Origin of the sequence: Massilia sp. 9I (genome assembly GCF_902506415.1) — a bacterium.
GTDB lineage: Bacteria > Pseudomonadota > Gammaproteobacteria > Burkholderiales > Burkholderiaceae_D > Telluria.
Window position 1 is genome coordinate 4,850,455 of record NZ_LR733275.1, and the last position, 14,952, is coordinate 4,865,406.

At 67.3% G+C, this 14,952-nt stretch carries 14 protein-coding genes; 7 read left to right on the forward strand and 7 right to left on the reverse strand.

What is annotated here, in order from left to right; all coding sequences use genetic code 11:
• Positions 1–339 precede the first annotated feature (339 nt).
• On the forward strand, positions 340–1,431 hold the full coding sequence (locus tag GV068_RS21620; protein ID WP_159702762.1) for an endonuclease/exonuclease/phosphatase family protein: 1,092 nt from the start codon (positions 340–342) through the stop codon (positions 1,429–1,431).
• Between the two features lie 8 nt (positions 1,432–1,439).
• Here GV068_RS21620 and GV068_RS21625 read toward each other — a convergent pair whose 3' ends face one another.
• The 3 genes from GV068_RS21625 to GV068_RS21635 are packed head-to-tail and all read right to left on the reverse strand — an operon-like array spanning position 1,440 to position 3,560.
• Complete coding sequence (locus GV068_RS21625; protein WP_159702765.1) at positions 1,440–1,868, reverse strand: hypothetical protein; 429 nt, start codon at positions 1,866–1,868, stop codon at positions 1,440–1,442.
• Positions 1,865–2,299 carry a DUF86 domain-containing protein gene (locus GV068_RS21630; protein ID WP_159702768.1) on the reverse strand — a complete coding sequence of 145 codons (435 nt, stop codon included), beginning with the start codon at positions 2,297–2,299 and terminating at the stop codon, positions 1,865–1,867. The genes GV068_RS21625 and GV068_RS21630 overlap by 4 nt, the downstream gene beginning before the upstream one ends.
• A gap of 22 nt (positions 2,300–2,321) precedes the next feature.
• Positions 2,322–3,560 carry a putative Na+/H+ antiporter gene (locus GV068_RS21635; RefSeq protein WP_159702771.1) on the reverse strand — a complete coding sequence of 413 codons (1,239 nt, stop codon included), beginning with the start codon at positions 3,558–3,560 and terminating at the stop codon, positions 2,322–2,324.
• Positions 3,561–3,791: 231 nt separating this feature from the next.
• Here GV068_RS21635 and imuA point away from each other — a divergent pair, with 231 nt between their 5' ends.
• The 3 genes from imuA to GV068_RS21650 all read left to right on the forward strand — a co-directional run bounded on the left by imuA (position 3,792) and on the right by GV068_RS21650 (position 6,600).
• Positions 3,792–4,526 (forward strand): translesion DNA synthesis-associated protein ImuA, encoded by a 735-nt coding sequence (imuA, locus tag GV068_RS21640; RefSeq protein ID WP_159702774.1) that lies wholly within the window; start codon positions 3,792–3,794, stop codon positions 4,524–4,526.
• Positions 4,456–5,985 (forward strand): DNA polymerase Y family protein, encoded by a 1,530-nt coding sequence (locus GV068_RS21645; RefSeq protein ID WP_159702777.1) that lies wholly within the window; start codon positions 4,456–4,458, stop codon positions 5,983–5,985. Before imuA ends, GV068_RS21645 begins: the two co-directional genes overlap by 71 nt.
• A 177-nt stretch (positions 5,986–6,162) precedes the next feature.
• Positions 6,163–6,600 (forward strand): response regulator, encoded by a 438-nt coding sequence (locus tag GV068_RS21650; protein WP_159702780.1) that lies wholly within the window; start codon positions 6,163–6,165, stop codon positions 6,598–6,600.
• On the opposite strand, the gene GV068_RS21655 is transcribed toward GV068_RS21650, so the two are convergent.
• Complete coding sequence (locus GV068_RS21655) at positions 6,601–7,296, reverse strand: GNAT family N-acetyltransferase (protein ID WP_159702783.1); 696 nt, start codon at positions 7,294–7,296, stop codon at positions 6,601–6,603.
• A gap of 85 nt (positions 7,297–7,381) precedes the next feature.
• Here GV068_RS21655 and GV068_RS21660 point away from each other — a divergent pair, with 85 nt between their 5' ends.
• Positions 7,382–7,615, forward strand: a complete 234-nt coding sequence (locus tag GV068_RS21660) for a hypothetical protein (RefSeq protein ID WP_159702786.1) — start codon at positions 7,382–7,384, stop codon at positions 7,613–7,615.
• A gap of 6 nt (positions 7,616–7,621) precedes the next feature.
• Here the strand turns inward: GV068_RS21660 and arfB are convergent, their stop codons facing one another.
• Entirely contained in the window at positions 7,622–8,017 is a 396-nt protein-coding gene (arfB, locus tag GV068_RS21665; RefSeq protein ID WP_159702789.1) for an alternative ribosome rescue aminoacyl-tRNA hydrolase ArfB, read from the reverse strand.
• A 170-nt stretch (positions 8,018–8,187) separates the two neighbouring features.
• Between arfB and GV068_RS21670 the strand changes: the two genes are divergently transcribed.
• Positions 8,188–10,584 carry an EAL domain-containing protein gene (locus GV068_RS21670; protein ID WP_159702792.1) on the forward strand — a complete coding sequence of 799 codons (2,397 nt, stop codon included), beginning with the start codon at positions 8,188–8,190 and terminating at the stop codon, positions 10,582–10,584.
• A gap of 143 nt (positions 10,585–10,727) precedes the next feature.
• A complete protein-coding gene (locus GV068_RS21675; protein WP_201303331.1) occupies positions 10,728–12,971 on the forward strand; it encodes a hypothetical protein in 2,244 nt (747 codons plus the stop codon).
• Here GV068_RS21675 and GV068_RS21680 read toward each other — a convergent pair.
• Both GV068_RS21680 and GV068_RS21685 read right to left on the reverse strand, forming a co-directional pair.
• Positions 12,949–14,064 carry a metallophosphoesterase gene (locus GV068_RS21680; protein WP_159702795.1) on the reverse strand — a complete coding sequence of 372 codons (1,116 nt, stop codon included), beginning with the start codon at positions 14,062–14,064 and terminating at the stop codon, positions 12,949–12,951. The two genes, GV068_RS21675 and GV068_RS21680, sit on opposite strands and share 23 nt — an antisense overlap.
• A gap of 27 nt (positions 14,065–14,091) precedes the next feature.
• Entirely contained in the window at positions 14,092–14,784 is a 693-nt protein-coding gene (locus GV068_RS21685) for an aspartate/glutamate racemase family protein (protein WP_159702797.1), read from the reverse strand.
• Positions 14,785–14,952 lie beyond the last annotated feature (168 nt).

Consider the following 14,952-nt stretch of genomic DNA (forward strand, 5'->3'; position numbering starts at 1 on the left):
GGCTGCCAGTGCGACCATGAGAAGGCCCAGGAGCGGGTAGTAGTCGATGCGCTGCCTGCGGAGCGATTGCCTTTTTGGGAAATGTCTCGCGTGCGTTACTCGGATGGTATTCATGTTTCCTCCGTGGTGTCCGCTTACGTGAGTGAGATTACGGCCTCTGCCAAAAGTTTCAAGTGTTAAACGCAAACTGAAAAGAATAGTTACAAATTTCCATGCGGCATTTCACCTGTTTTTTACTGTTTCCTAGCGCGTACGCACGCTAGCGCACAGACTGCTGCACCCGGACAGCGCATAGTCGAGGTCATCACATTGATGAGCCACTACCGACTTGAGATCGCCATGCTGCTTCCGACCTTCGTAACCCTGGTTGCCGTAATCGTCCTTGCGACACTGCTGCCCTTGTTGCGATGTACGGGCTGGTGGATCCGCGACCTGGATTTTCCGCGCCTGCAACTGGCGGTCCTGTCGCTCGTGGTGCTGGCCGGACAGTTCGCCTTCCTCGACTGGCGCGATAGTCCCTTCTACCTGCTGCTGTTGGCGAATGCCGCTTGCCTGGCTTACCAGGCCTGGTGGATCCTTCCCTATACCAAGGCCTACCCGCATGAAGTGAAGGCTGCGGTGGTCGCCGACTCCCATCGCCAGTTCCGTATCCTGACGGCGAACGTCCTGATGCCGAACCGGAATACCGAAGGCCTGATCGCCCTGATCCGCGAGCATCAGCCTGATATCTTCGTCACGCTGGAAACGAATCAGTGGTGGGAGGACAGGCTGGACGTGCTGGAACGGGACTATCCTCATACGCTGAAGTGCCCGCTCGAAAACCTGTACGGGATGCACGTGTACTCACGCTTCCCGCTGGAAGACAGCGCCATCCAGTTCCTGGTCGAGGACGACATCCCCTCGATGCATACCCTGGTGGTGCTGCCGTCCGGGCACAAGGTACGCATGCATTTCGTGCACCCAACGCCGCCCAGCCCGACGGAGCACATGGAATCGACCCAGCGCGACGCCGAACTGCTGGTGGTCGCCAAGAGCGTGGCAGAGGCCGGCCTGGAGACGCCGGTGATCGTCGCGGGCGACCTGAACGACGTGGCGTGGTCGACCACGACGCGGCTGTTCCGCAAGATCAGCGGCCTGCTCGATCCGCGCATCGGACGCGGCATGTTCAATACTTTCCACGCCGGCTACTGGTTTGCGCGCTGGCCGCTCGACCACCTGTTCCACAGCGAGCATTTCACGCTGTCCTTCATCCGGCGCCTGCCATCCTTCGGCTCGGACCATTTCCCGATGCTTGTCGAATTGACCTACGACAGCGCACGCGGCGCCGGCCAGGAAGGCCTGGTGGCGGACGAAGAAGACCACGCGCTGGCGGAAGAGAAGATCGCCGCCGAGGATGTGACGGTCGACGACGTGCACGAGCCCCAGCCCTGAACCCAGGCTTACGACGCCGTTGAACGCCGCAGGAAATCGTCCACGATGGCATCCAGGTCCGTGCGGGCATAGATGCTGTTTTCCAGCTGCTGCGCTGCCTGTTCGAATTCGGCCGGACCAGTCTCGAGAAAGCGCAGGCGCCGTTCGGCGGACTGGTGCGGCGCCTCGAAGGGGAACATGGTAACGAGGGTGGCCATCCCCTGTGCTATCTCGCTTAGGCCAACGCGATCGAATGCCTCGATAAACAGGCTGTAGTCGGGATCGTCCGGGAAATTCGCTTCGAAAAAGTATTGGAATCCGCCATTGCCGATTATGCCGAGGGCAGTATCGACAATGATGGCAGTGCGGCAGGGTTCGCTGACGGACTGAAGCCGCTCGCCTGGCTGCTTGAGCATGGCATAGCAGGCCAGGAGCGCAGCGCGGTCTTGCACCATCATTCGGCTCCCGAGGTGCCTCCACTAGCGGCGCCCGCCACCAGGGCCTGTGCGTAGACGCTGAAGTCGTCCAGCCCGCGCTTGATGATCGTCACCAGCGCCGGCAGCGGCGCTTCCTGGTAATCCCATTCGGCGCGGCAGAATTCGCCGGTGCGCTTGAGGTCCTCGGCCAGCGCCGGCGCGATCCAGCCGTGTTCGGCCAGCAGGGTGATGACTTCGCGTTCGTCGTGCGGCAGCCCGAGGCGCGCATTGCCGATCACGTAGTCGCCCATCTCGATGGCGGCTTCCCAGGCGCGGATCACGTTGAGGGTGGCCGCGTCCTGGCGCGTCAGGTCGCTGACGAACGTGGTCGGGTCCTTCTCGTATTCCTCGCGTGCACGCCGGCAGCAGCGTTCGATGGTGCCGGCTTTGTGTACCAGGATGTCGTCGTCCATCGTGTTTCGCCTTTCACTTCCATCAGATCAGGAACAGCGCCGCCGCCACGCAGGTCGGCCCCAGCGCCCCCAGAAACAATCCCCCCATGCCGATCGAGCCCTCATTGAAACCGTCGCGCAGCAGGGCGGCGCCGGCCGGATTGGGCGCGTTGGCGATCACGGTCAGCCCGCCGCCGCCGACCGCGCCGGCCACCAGCATGTACTTGGCGTGGTCGGACAGGCCTTCGATCAGCGAACCGAGGTAGGTCAGTGCCGCATTATCGGTGATTGCCGTCAGGGCCAGCGCGCCGAAGAACAGGGCGGTCGGCTCCAGGCTGGAGACCAGCGGCTGCAGCCACCACTGCTGCATGCCGCCCAGGACCACCAGCCCGGCCAGGAAGAAGCCGACCAGCAGGCCTTCCTTCAGGATCAGCGGCGACTGGTGCTTCGGGTAGGCCTGGGTATAGCCGAGGAAGAGCAGGAACAGGCCGATGAACAGCACCGGGTGGTGCGCCAGCAGCACCACGCCCGCGAGCAGGGCCAGGTGGACGAAGGACACGACGAGCGGCATGCGCGCGTCCTGCACCACGGCGCCCGGCGCCAGGTGACGGCGCAGCAGCAGGGTGATGACGGTGGCGTTGAAGACCACCGCCAGTGCGGCGCGCCAGCCGAGGGTGGAGGCCATGTAGGCGCTGTCCCAGCCCCAGGTCTTGGCGACCATCAGTACTGGCGGCGCGGCATAGGCGGTCAGGGTGCCGCCGATCGAGACGTTGACGAACAGGACGCCGAGCGCGCCGTACTTCAGCCATTCCGGGATGCCGGGGCGGAACACCTGCGGCGCCAGCATCAGGGCGGCGAGGGTCATCGCGGCCGGCTCGGTGATCAGGGAGCCGCTCAGCGGCACCAGCGCCAGCCCGAGCCAGCACAGCGCCACCTCGGTGCGCACCGGCGCCAGCCGGGCCAGCAGGGCCAGCAGGTCGCGCACGGCGTCCAGTACCGGTTTCGAGGCCGCGATCACCATCACCACGAACACGAACAGCGGCTCGGTGTACTGGCGCGTCTCGGCATAGCGGACGGCTTCGCTCCCGCCGGCCAGCAGGGCCATGGACAGGACCAGCACGAAGGCCCAGAAGCCGAACACCACCTCGACTTCGCCCAGCAGGTGGAACAGCCCGGCATGGCGCGGGTGGCGCCGGGCCAGCGAGTGGAACAGCTTGGTGGAGAAGGTGTGGACCAGGGCGATCGCGAACAGGATGGCGCCGGTGAGCTGGAGCGTATTCACGGACGGACTCCGTGGCGTGCGGGAGACAGATTGCGCATTGTCTGGATGTAAATGGACGAGCCAGCATTATTCCATGATTCGGAGCAGGGGCCCCGGATTTACGGGCATTGCGCACCTTTAGGTTCTGTCAATACCAATCACCCGACTGGTATGGCCGAAATGAATACGTCTTGCCAAATCCGGGCTCAGCGAGTACTGTATGTTTATACAGTATTTGTTTGCCAACTCATCATGAACAGCTCATCCATTACGGGGGCATCCCCGCTGGCTGCGCCGGAGGCTTTGCATCCTTCGCTCTGGCGCGCCTCGCAGCTGGCGCGCGCCGGCACGCGCTGCGTCGATACCGGCCATGCGGCGCTGTCGGGCCAGCTGCCGGGCGGCGGCTGGCCCGCCGGCACTCTGGTCGAGCTGCTGCAGCAGCAGCCCGGCATCGGCGAAATGCGCCTGCTGCGCCCGGCCCTGCAAGCCTGCGCCGAACGCCGCATTGTCCTGCTGCAGCCGCCCCATCCGCCCCAGGCCCTGGCGCTGGCCGCGCTCGGCCTGCCGCCTTCGCAACTGCTGTGGCTGCGCACCAGCCGCAGCGCGGACGCCCTGTGGGCGGCCGAACAGGTGCTGCGCAGCGGCAGTTGCGGTGCGCTGCTGTTCTGGGCCAACCATGCGCGTGGCGAAAGCCTGCGCCGCCTGCACCTGGCGGCCCAGGCCGGCGAAACCCTGTTCTTCATGCTGCGCCCGCTGGCCGCGGCCCAGGACGCGTCGCCCGCGCCCCTGCGCCTGGGGCTGCGTCCGGCGGCCGGCGGCATGCACATCGACTTCGTCAAGCGCCGGGGGCCGCAGCGCGATGCGCCGCTGTTCCTGCCGCTTGGTTTACCCCTTACTTCTTCTCTCTTGCAACGACATGCGTTTGTGGATCGGCCTGTCCTTACCCCAGCTGCCGCTCGAGGTCTTCAGCCCCAACTGGTGCAGTGACCCGGGCAGCGTCGTGCTCGAGCAGGAGCGGGTGCTGGCGGTCTCGCCGCTGGCGCGTGCGGCCGGCGTCGGACGCGGCATGCGCCGCGGCGGCGTGCTGATGCTCATGCCCGAGGCGCGCCTGTATGAGCGCAACCCCGCGCGCGAAGCCGAGGCGCTGGATGCGGTCGCGCTGGCGATGCTGCAATTTACGCCCCAGGTCGCGCTGGCCGAGGAAGCGACCCTGCTGCTCGACATCGGCGCCAGCCTGCGCCTGTTCGGCGGCATCCGCGCCCTGTGCGCACGCGTGCGCGCCAGCCTGCGCGCGCTCGGCTTCACCGCCGCCGTCAGCTGCGCGCCGACGGCGCGCGCGGCCTGGCTGCTGGCGCGCGCCGGGGCCCAGCAGCTTGCGCATGACAAGGCGCGCGGCCGCGGCCGCAGCGGCGCACGCACACTGCGCATGGCCTCGCTCGAGCGCCGCCTCGACCGGCTGCCGGTGGCGCTACTGCTGCCGGCACGGCCCTACATGTCCTGGTTCGAAGGCATCGGCTGCGAACGCCTGGGAGAATTGCGGCGCCTGCCGCGCCCGGGACTGCAGCGGCGTTGCGGACGCGAACTGCTCGACGTGCTCGACGCCGCTTATGGCCTGTGCCCCGAACTGTTCGAATGGGTGGCGCCGCCCGAAAGTTTCCGGGCCCGGCTGGAACTGTTCGACCGCATCGAGCAGGCCGATCTGCTGCTGGCCGGCGCCCACCACCTGGTGCTGCAGCTGGTCGGTTGGCTGTGCGCACGCCAGCTCGCGGTCGAGCGCATCACGCTGCTGATGGAACACGAGCGGGGAAGGGTGGCGATGCCGCCGACCGCCCTGGAAATCGCCCTGGCCGAACCTACCTGGCGCGACGAGCACCTGGTGCGCCTGCTCAAGGAACGCCTGGCGCGGCAGGAGCTGCCGGCGCCCGTGATCGGGCTCGGCCTGGAAGCGGGTCAGGTGAAGGCGATGGCGCCGCCCACCGAATCGCTGTTTCCCGAACCGGGCGGCACCGAAGAAGACCGGATGCGCATGCTCGAGCTGCTGGTGGCGCGGCTGGGCGCGGACAACGTCTTGCAGGCACTGCCGCAGGCCGATTACCGGCCCGAGGTTGCCAATGAGTGGGTGCCGGTGCAGGAAAAGGCCGAGCGTGCAGCGGCGGGCGCGGCGCGCCTGCCGCCGGACGTCGCCAGCCTGCCGCGCCCGAGCTGGCTGCTGGCCAAGCCGATCGCACTGCTCATGCGCAACCACCGGCCTTTCTATGGCTCGCCGCTGAAGGTGGCCACGACGCCCGAACGCATCGAGGCCGGCTGGTGGAGCGATACCCAGACCCGCGACTATTTCATTGCGGAAGGGCAGGACCATACGCTGTACTGGATCTACCGCGAGCGCATCGTCGGCTCCGGCGAGGATGCCGAACCGCGCTGGTATCTGCACGGGTTGTTCGGCTAGCGCGGCCCATCCCTACCCATCCTGGCGCTCATCGGGCACTAAGCTGGCGCTAACCGGGCGCTTCAATCCGCGCGCTTGGGCGATACTAACGTTGTGCCGACAGGCCGCGTGCATGGTGCACCGCGCCTGTGTTGGCGAGCGACAATCGGATGGAGGGAAGGCTGAGTGTTCGGCTTGATGAGCAGCTGGTGTAGCGAGACGGGGCGTCCGGGATTCCCGCCCGGAGCTGCACGGCCCTATGGGCAGGACGCCGAAGCGCAGGTAGGCGCCATCCGCAAGGTGCTGGTGGTCGACGACGAGGCCGACGTCGCGGACCTGGCCGAGATGCTGCTGGCGGCACACGGCATGGATACCGTGGTCGCCTATTCGGGCGCCCAGGCCCTCGACATGCTGGCCGCCCATCCCGACATCGACGCCGTCGTGAGCGACGTCATGATGCCCGGCATGAACGGCCTGGAACTGGCTGAGCGTATCTCCGGCAACTATCCCAAGGTCAAGATCATCCTCGCCTCCGGCTACATGGCGCCGTCCATGTTCGACGGCCGGCCGCTCAAGCAGCTGTTCATTGCCAAGCCCTACAAGATCGACAATCTTCTCCAGCTGCTGCGTACCTGATCACCCCGCCAGCACCACGCGCGTCAGGTGCAGCTGCGTGCGCACCACATAGCCCAGCGATTCGTACAGCGCGATCGCTCCCTTGTTGCTCGGATACACATGTAGGAAAGCCTGGTCGCCCTGCGCGGCGATGCGGCGCGTCCGCTCGGCCAGCAGGTGGCGCGCATACGCCTTGCCGCGGTGCGCGGGATGCACGCACACGGCGCTCACCTCGACCGCCCCCTGTGGGCGCATTCGCTCTCCCGTCATCGCCGCCAGCCGGCCATCTTCCCGGATGCCGAGGAATTCGCCCAGCTCGTGGGTACGCTGCGCGAAGGGGCCCGGATTGGTCAGCTCGGCCAGCGCGCGCATGTCAAGCGCATCGGCCTCGCCCAGCAGCAGGAAGGGCAGCGTAGCGGCTTCAGGCGCGCGTGTCGCCACCATCTGCAGTACCGGGTCGAGCGGCGTTACCGTGAAGCCCGCCATCTGCGGCGGCGCGCAGGGCGTCACCAGCATGGCCGCTTCGCCCGGCGACAGCAATGCCGCCAGTGCGTCCCAGGCTTCCCGGCTATCGTCGGCCACGGCCGCGAATGGCCCAATCTCGCGCGGGTAGCGTCTGGCCAGCGCACCGCCGAGGGCGAAGTGGCGGTGGCCGCCGTCGAGGGCCGACCAGACCGGCCGGTCGAGTGTGGCATGCAGGGCAGGGGAGACGGGCATGGGCGCTGGGTTCGAGGTTGTCGACAAAGCGATGATACTGCCGCCGCATGCTATCGTCACGGCTCTACCAAGCGATGAGGAAACGATGGAAGCGAAGACCGACTACAGCGAACTGCTGTTCGCCTACCACGTGCGCGAACTGGCGATGAAGCGCCCGGGGCACGAAAGCCTGGTGCACGAGACGCCGGAAGGCTTGAGCGCCGAGGCCGCCACCCAGTACATGTTCGAGCGCTTCGAGCCCACCGTCATCGGCGTGGTGCGCGAGCTCCAGAACGTGGCCGCCATGATCCAGAAGGCGGGGCCGGGCGCGCCCGCCTGAGCGTGCTTATTCGCTGACCTTGCCGCGCAGCGCCTTGACGCGTCCGCTGCGCGTCTTGCCATCCAGCCGGCGCAGCTGCGAGCCGCGCGTTGGCCGGGTGGCGCGGCGCACGACCGGCACGGCGCAAGCGCGGTCGACCAGGGCCTGCAGGCGCTGCAGCGCATCGAGCTTGTTCTGCTCGAGGCTGCGCGAGCCCTGGGCCTTGAGGACAATCACCCCTTCCTGCGTGATGCGGGCGTCGCGCAGCGCCAGCAAGCGCTCCTTGACCGCCGCCGGCAGCGAGGAGGCGGCCACGTCGAAGCGCGCGTGCACCGCACACGACACCTTGTTCACGTTCTGCCCGCCCGGCCCCTGGGCCCGGATCGCGCTGAACTCGACTTCCGCCGGATCGATCTCCACCATTGCCTTTCCTTTTATCCCGCGCATTGTAAGGCAAGCCGCCTGTTTTCTATCTTCACCGCACGACATATCCTCGCGTGCGACCCCGTCTTCGCCCGCTGCGCTATGATGTATTTACGATACGAGTTCATAGCGAGCCGCGTGCACGCATGCGTGGCCACCCAGGAGGACCTTTGAACCTCTCGCCCTTGCCCCTTGCCGTGTTCGTCGTCGATGCCGCCGGCACCGTCACGAGCTGGAACAAGGCGTGCGAAAAGCTGGCCGGCTACGGCGCGGCCGACATCCAGGGCATGACGCTGGAGCGGATCGTCGAGTTCGATGAGCCTTCGGGCGCTGCGTCCGGGGTCAAACCGCGCCTGGCCGCGCGCGCCGATGCCGAGAACGAGGGCGTCCTGAAGACCGCCGATGGCCGCCGCCTGCCGGTGCGCATCACGGTCGCGCCCCAGTCCTTCGACCTCGAGGCGCCCGGCAGCTTCAGCGTCATCCTGATCCCGCGCACCAGCAAGATCCCGCCGCGCTACGCACTGATCCAGGACTTGCCGGTGGCCGACATCATCGAGTCGCTGCCCTGCGTGTTCTACGTGATCGACCAGAGCGGCCACCTGCTGCTGTGGAACCGCCCGCTGGAAGAAGCGCTCCAGATGGAGCCCGAAGAATTGCCGACTTCCAACGTCAAGTTCTTCTTCGACGAGAAGGACCGGCCTCTCATCGTCGACAAGATCCTCAGCGCCTTCGAGGACGGCTGCTCCAACCACGAGGCGGAGCTGGTGGGCAAGCACGGCAAGCGCACCTCCTTCCTGTTCCAGTGCGCCCGCAGCAGCCTGGGCAACGTGCCGGTCGTCTTCGGCACCGGCCTGGACATCACCGCGCGGCGCCAGGCCGAGCACGGCCTGCGGGTGCGGGAGCGCGCCATCTACTCGAGCCTGAACGCCATCCTCATCACCCGTTGCGAAGAGAACGAGCACCGCATCGAGTACGTCAACCCGGCCTTCGAGCGCATCACCGGCTATACCCTGGCCGAGATCCGCGGCCGCGACCCGCGCTTCATGCGCATCGAGGGCTGCGACGAGGACGAGCGGCGCCGCATCCGGGAGGCGCTGCGGCGCAAGGAAGGTGTGCGCGCCGTGCTGCGCAACGCGCGCAAGAACGGCGAAGTGTTCTGGAACGACCTGCGCATCGATCCGGTGTCCAACCTCGACGGCGAGATCACCCATTTCGTCGGGGTCATCAACGACATCACCGAGGCCCGCCACTACGAGCGCCGGCTGCACCACCTGGCCCACCACGACCCGCTCACGGGCCTGGCCAACCGCACCCTGCTGCAGGAACGCCTGCGCCACGCGATCGAATGCGCGGCGCGCGACGACTTCCTGGTCGCGCTGGCCTTCCTCGACCTCGACAACTTCAAGCACATCAACGACAACTTCGGCCACGAGGCGGGCGATGCGGTGCTGCGCGAAGTGGCCCAGCGCCTGCGCGTCAACATGCGCGAAGACGACACCATCGCGCGCATGGGCGGCGATGAATTCGTCCTCATCATCTGCGACCCGGCCAGCCGGGAACAGGTGGCCGAACTGATCGAGCGCATCCGCATCAGTGTGACGGCGCCGGTGCGGGTGGACGGGCAGGAGATCGTGCCCGGCACCAGCATCGGCGTCAGCATCTTTCCGGACGATGGCGACAGCTTGGAAAAGATCATGCGCGCCGCCGACGCCGCCATGTACCACGCCAAGACCATCGGCAAGAACAACTTCCAGTTCTATTCGGCGGAACTGAACCAGGTGGTGCACGAGCACCTGCTGCTGGAAGCGAACCTGAGCCGCGCGATCCGCGACAACGAGCTGATGCTGGATTACCAGCCCAAGGTCGACCTGCGCAGCGGAAAGGTGGTGGGCGCCGAGGCCCTGGTGCGCTGGCGCCATCCGGTGGAGGGGGTGATTCCCCCCGACCGCTTCATCCCGGTGGCCGAGGAGACCGGGCTCATCGTCCCCTTGGGTGAATGGGTGATCGACGAGGCTTGCGGGGCGCTCAAGGCGATGGCGGCGCTCGGCATCGACGACTTCGTCATCGCGGTCAACCTGTCGGCGCGCCAGCTGCGCCAGCGCCAGTTCGCCGAACGGCTCGGCGAGCGCCTGCGCCGCCACGGCGTCAACCCGCGCAACCTGGAACTCGAAGTGACCGAAAGCCAGCTGATGGACCACCCGGAGGAGGCGCTGGACGCGCTGGCCCAGCTCAAGGCGCTGGGAGTGCGCCTGTCGATCGACGACTTCGGCACCGGCTATTCGAGCCTGAGCCACCTGCAGAAATTCCCGGTCGATTACATCAAGATCGACCGCTCCTTCCTCGGTGGCGTCGGCCACAACGGCGAACTGGTGATCACGCGCGCCATCATCGCGCTCGGCCACAACCTCAAGCTCAAGGTGGTGGCAGAAGGCGTCGAGACGCGCGAGCAGATCGCCTTCCTGCGCCAGCACGACTGCGACCAGATGCAGGGTTATTACTTCAGCCCCGCGCTGTCGCGCGAGACCCTGCAGGACATGGTCACCAACGACGCGCGCCTGCCCGACTAAGCCTGTTGCATCTCTCCCCAAGGGGAGGGCGGCCCAGGTCCCTGTTGACAAACGCACATGCTACACTCGCCGGCTGTTTGCCAGCTTCCGGTCCCGACGTGTCACGTTTCCCGTATCGCCTTCCCGGCCTTTTCCTGTCCGCCATGCTCGCCGCCGACGCCGGCGCTGTCGAAGAGCGCCAGCCCCTGCGCGCCGCGCGCAGCGCCGGCCTGCCTGCGCCCACCATCGACGGCCTGCTCGACGAGCCGGCCTGGCAGGGCGCCCCGGTCTACGACGACTTCCACAAGCACGCCCCTCGCGACGGCAAGGCGGCGCCGGGCGGCCTGCGCACCACGGTGCGGTTGCTGGTCGAAGAGCATGCGCTGGTGTTCGGCATCCGCGCGTGGGATGCAGACCCGCAGCAAATGCGCGGGGCGCTGGCGCGGCGCGACAAGGTGGACATGGACCAGGACTTCATCGGCATCTGGATCGATCCCGTGGGCCATGGGCGCGCGGCCCAGTTCGTGCGCGTGAACCTGGCCGGCGTGGTCAGCGACGGCCTGCACAGGGCAAGCGACAACGAATCCGACCTCGGCCCCGACTTCCCGGTCGAAGCGAGGGTAGAGCGACTGCCGGACGGCTACAGCATGGAAGTGCGCTGGCCGCTGTCGAACCTGCGCTTTCCCTACCGCGGCGGCAAGGACTGGCGCCTGCTGGTCGAGCGCAGCGTCCCGCATGCCGACGGCACGCTCCTGGTGAGCGCGCCCTTGCGCCTGGACGCCCTGAGCCACCTGTCCTTCCTGCGCGAAGTGGAGGGCATGGGCGAGACCGTGGCCGCGGTGCGCGACCGCCGCTTCATCGAGCTGCGGCCCGAGCTCACGCTGCGCGCCGAGCGTGGCCGCAGCGAGGGTGCGCCGCACCGCGGCCACCAGGCCGACCTGGGCCTGGAAATCAACGCCCGCCCGCGCGCCGACTGGGTGTTCAACGCCACCATCAACCCGGACTACTCGCAGGTCGAGCTCGACCAGCCGGTATCCCAGGGCGCCGGCAACATCGCCCTCAGCCTGCCGGAAAAGCGCGGCTTCTTCCTCGAGAGCGCCGACGTGCTCGGCCTGCCGCTGCCGGCCTTTTATTCGCGCACGGTGGGCAATCCGGCCTGGGGCCTGCGCGCCACCTGGCGCGCCGCCGACGCCGACGCCACCGCAATGAGCCTGCGCGACGCCGAGGGCGGCCTGGTGCTGCGCGGCCGCCCCTACGAGACCGTCGAATTTATCCAGCCGCGTCCGACCCGGGCCAGCCTGTGGCGCTCGCGCTGGCACGGCGACGGCCTGCTGCTGGGCGCCTTCGCCTCGCAGCGCGAAGTGGAGGGCCTGGGATCCAACGACGTGCTTGGCGTGGACGCGCAGTGGCGCAGCGCGGCGCTCGATGGCGGCGCGCAGCGCCAGGCCAGCCTCACCGCCATGCATGCGCGCACCACCTCCGGCTTCGACGGGGAAGGGCGCCCGCTGAAGAGCAGCCGCGAGTCGGGCAGCTACCTGCACGGCAAGTACATCCACAGTTCCGACGACTGGTGGAACGAGTTCGTGCTGGAAGCGATCGCGCCCGGTTTTGTGAATGACAACGGCTTCGTGCCGCAGGCCGGCATCGTCAAGGCCGAAGCGGAGCTCAGCCGCAAACGCGGCCAGCAGTCGTTCGCGGGGATCGAACTCTACGAGTTCGAAACCCTGCTGCAGCTGGCCGAGGTGCGCACCCTGCATGAGCGTGCGTCCGGGCAGCCAGGCGGCGAAGTGGTCGAGCGCCACCTGCGTCCGGGCCTGTGGATGATGGGGCCGCGCCAGACCGAGTTCTGGACCTTGCTCGGCTTCGACCGCCAGCGCGCCCGTCCACACGGCCGGCTGCACGACACGCGTGCGCTGCACTTCGGCTTCGCCAGCACGCCGCTGCCCTGGGTGTCGAAGATCGCAGGCGAGGTGGCGCTGGGACGCCAGCTCGACGCCGACGCCGACCGCGTGGGGCCCGGCGGCAACGTGACGCTGGACGTCGGCCTGCGCTTCCCCTTGCTGCGCGGCTGGTCGCTGGAACTCGACCACCACGTGAACCGCGCCTGGGTCCAGGGCACGCTGGGCCATCCGGCCTTTGCCGACAATGCCTGGCGCTGGCTCGCCCACCTGCACTTCAGCCCGCGCGCTTCGCTGCGCCTGCTGGCGCAGAACACCTGGGCCGCGCGGCGCGACGATGGTGTCACTCAGCTGGAGGTGTGGAACGAGCGCCAGGTACACCGCTCGCTGCTCTACCGCTACCAGTGGCGCCACGGCCGCACCGCGTCGGCCGGCTACGTGGACGAGAAGATGCCCCTGGTGGGTACGCGCAGCAAATCGTTGACGCTCAAGCTGCAGTGGGAGATCTGAGCGTCAGCCGAATGATCTCGCCCGGCTGCCACAGGCGCATGCGCGGCCCCCAGCTGCCGGCGCCGCGCGTCACGTACAAGAGCATGCCGCCGACGTCGTAGGCGCCGGCATACTTGGCGAAGCGCTGCTGGACCGCGTAGCTGAAGGGCCAGATCTGGCCGCCGTGCGTGTGCCCCGACAGCATCAGGTCGACGCCGCGCGCCCTCGCTTCTTCGATGATTGCGGCGGCCGGGATGTGGGCCATCAGGATGGTGGCGGTGTTGGTCGCAGCCGGAAGGGTGCGCACCAGGCCCGAGCTGATATCGCGGTCATTGCGCATACGGCTTCCGATGTCCTCGATTCCGGCCAGCACGAGGCCGGGCATCAGCTCCACCTGTTCGTCGCGCAGCCAGCGCACGCCGCCTTGTTCGAACTCCCGCACCGTGGTCTCGGCGTCGCCGTAGAACTCGTGGTTGCCCGTCACCGCCCACACGCCCCAGGGCGCGCGCAGGCGGCGCAGGGTAGGGGCAAGCTGGGGTTCACCGACGGGATTGTCCTCGACCTGGTCGCCCAGCATCAGCACCGCGGCAGGCGTCAAGGCATTGATCTGTTCCACGCGCGCCGCCAGCCATTCCGAGCGGCGCTGGGCGCCGAGGTGGATGTCGCTCACCGCCACGATCACGGTGCCGTCCAGCGCCTTGGGCAGGTCTTTCATTACCACTTCCTGATCGACGATGCTTGGTGCGCGCATGCCCTGGAACAGGGCGAAGGCGGCCAACAGCAGGCCGGCGCTCGCTCCGAGCGCACGCAGCTTCTGCGTGTGTGCGCGCCACCAGAAACCAAACCCGCTCGCGAGGTCCGCCACCAGCATGCAGAGCGACATCACGAAAGTGATCCCGAGCCAGGTCAGTGCGAACTGGCCGGGCCACCAGCGCCAGTCCAGCGCCTCGTCACCGACGCGCACGCCCACGAAATACAGCAGCCAGATGAGAAAAGCGCCGATCCACCAGGCACGCCGCGGGATGCGCGTGCGCACCGCATCGAGCGAATACAGGCGCGCGGCGACGTACAGATGGAACAGGGTACCGACGATATTCAGGACGATCGAAAACATGGAGGCAACGGACGTGGCTTGGGGCCATCACCTTAGCGCATATTCGGCGGCCTTGCGCGCATGTAGTGCGGTGGTGTCGAACACCGGCACCGGACTGTCGCCGGGACCGACCAGCAGCGCGATCTCGGTGCAGCCCAGGATGACCGCTTCGGCGCCGGCGTCCACCAGTTCGCGGATCACCGCCCGGTAAGCTTCGCGCGAAGCGTCCAGCACCTTGCCCTGGCAAAGCTCCTCGTAGATCACGCGGTGCACCAGCACGCGCGAGGCCTCATTCGGCACCAGGACCTCCAGCCCATGCTGCTGCTCCAGGCGCGCGCGGTAGAAGTCCTGTTCCATGGTGAAGCGCGTGCCGAGCAGGCCTATTCTCCGCTGGCCGCCGGCGCGGATCGCTTCCGCGGTAGGGTCGGCGATGTGGAAGAGGGGAATGCCGGCGGCCGCTTCGATCGCGGGCGCCACCTTGTGCATGGTGTTGGTGCACAGGACGATGAAGTCGGCGCCCGCCCGTTCCAGGCTGCGTGCGCAGTCGGCCAGGAGAAGCCCGGCCGCGTCCCAGTCGCCCGAGCGCTGGAGGCGCTCGACCTCGTCGAAGTCGACGCTCACCAGCACCAGCCTGGCCGAATGCAGGCCGCCGCGCAGCTCGCGCACGGTCTCGTTGATGCTGCGGTAGTAGGGGACGGTGGACTCCCAGCTCATGCCGCCGATCAGGCCAATGGTCTTCACGTTTTGCTCCCCTCCAGGCTATCCAGCGGCCGAGTGTAGCACGCGAGGCAATGTTTCAATCGTCAAACGTGATGCAAATAATATTTGCAAAATCGCTTAAAAATCCATATTTCGTATGCCTTGAAACAGCCTTGGCATGGCACTAGATTGGACTCACCGGATGCTCAC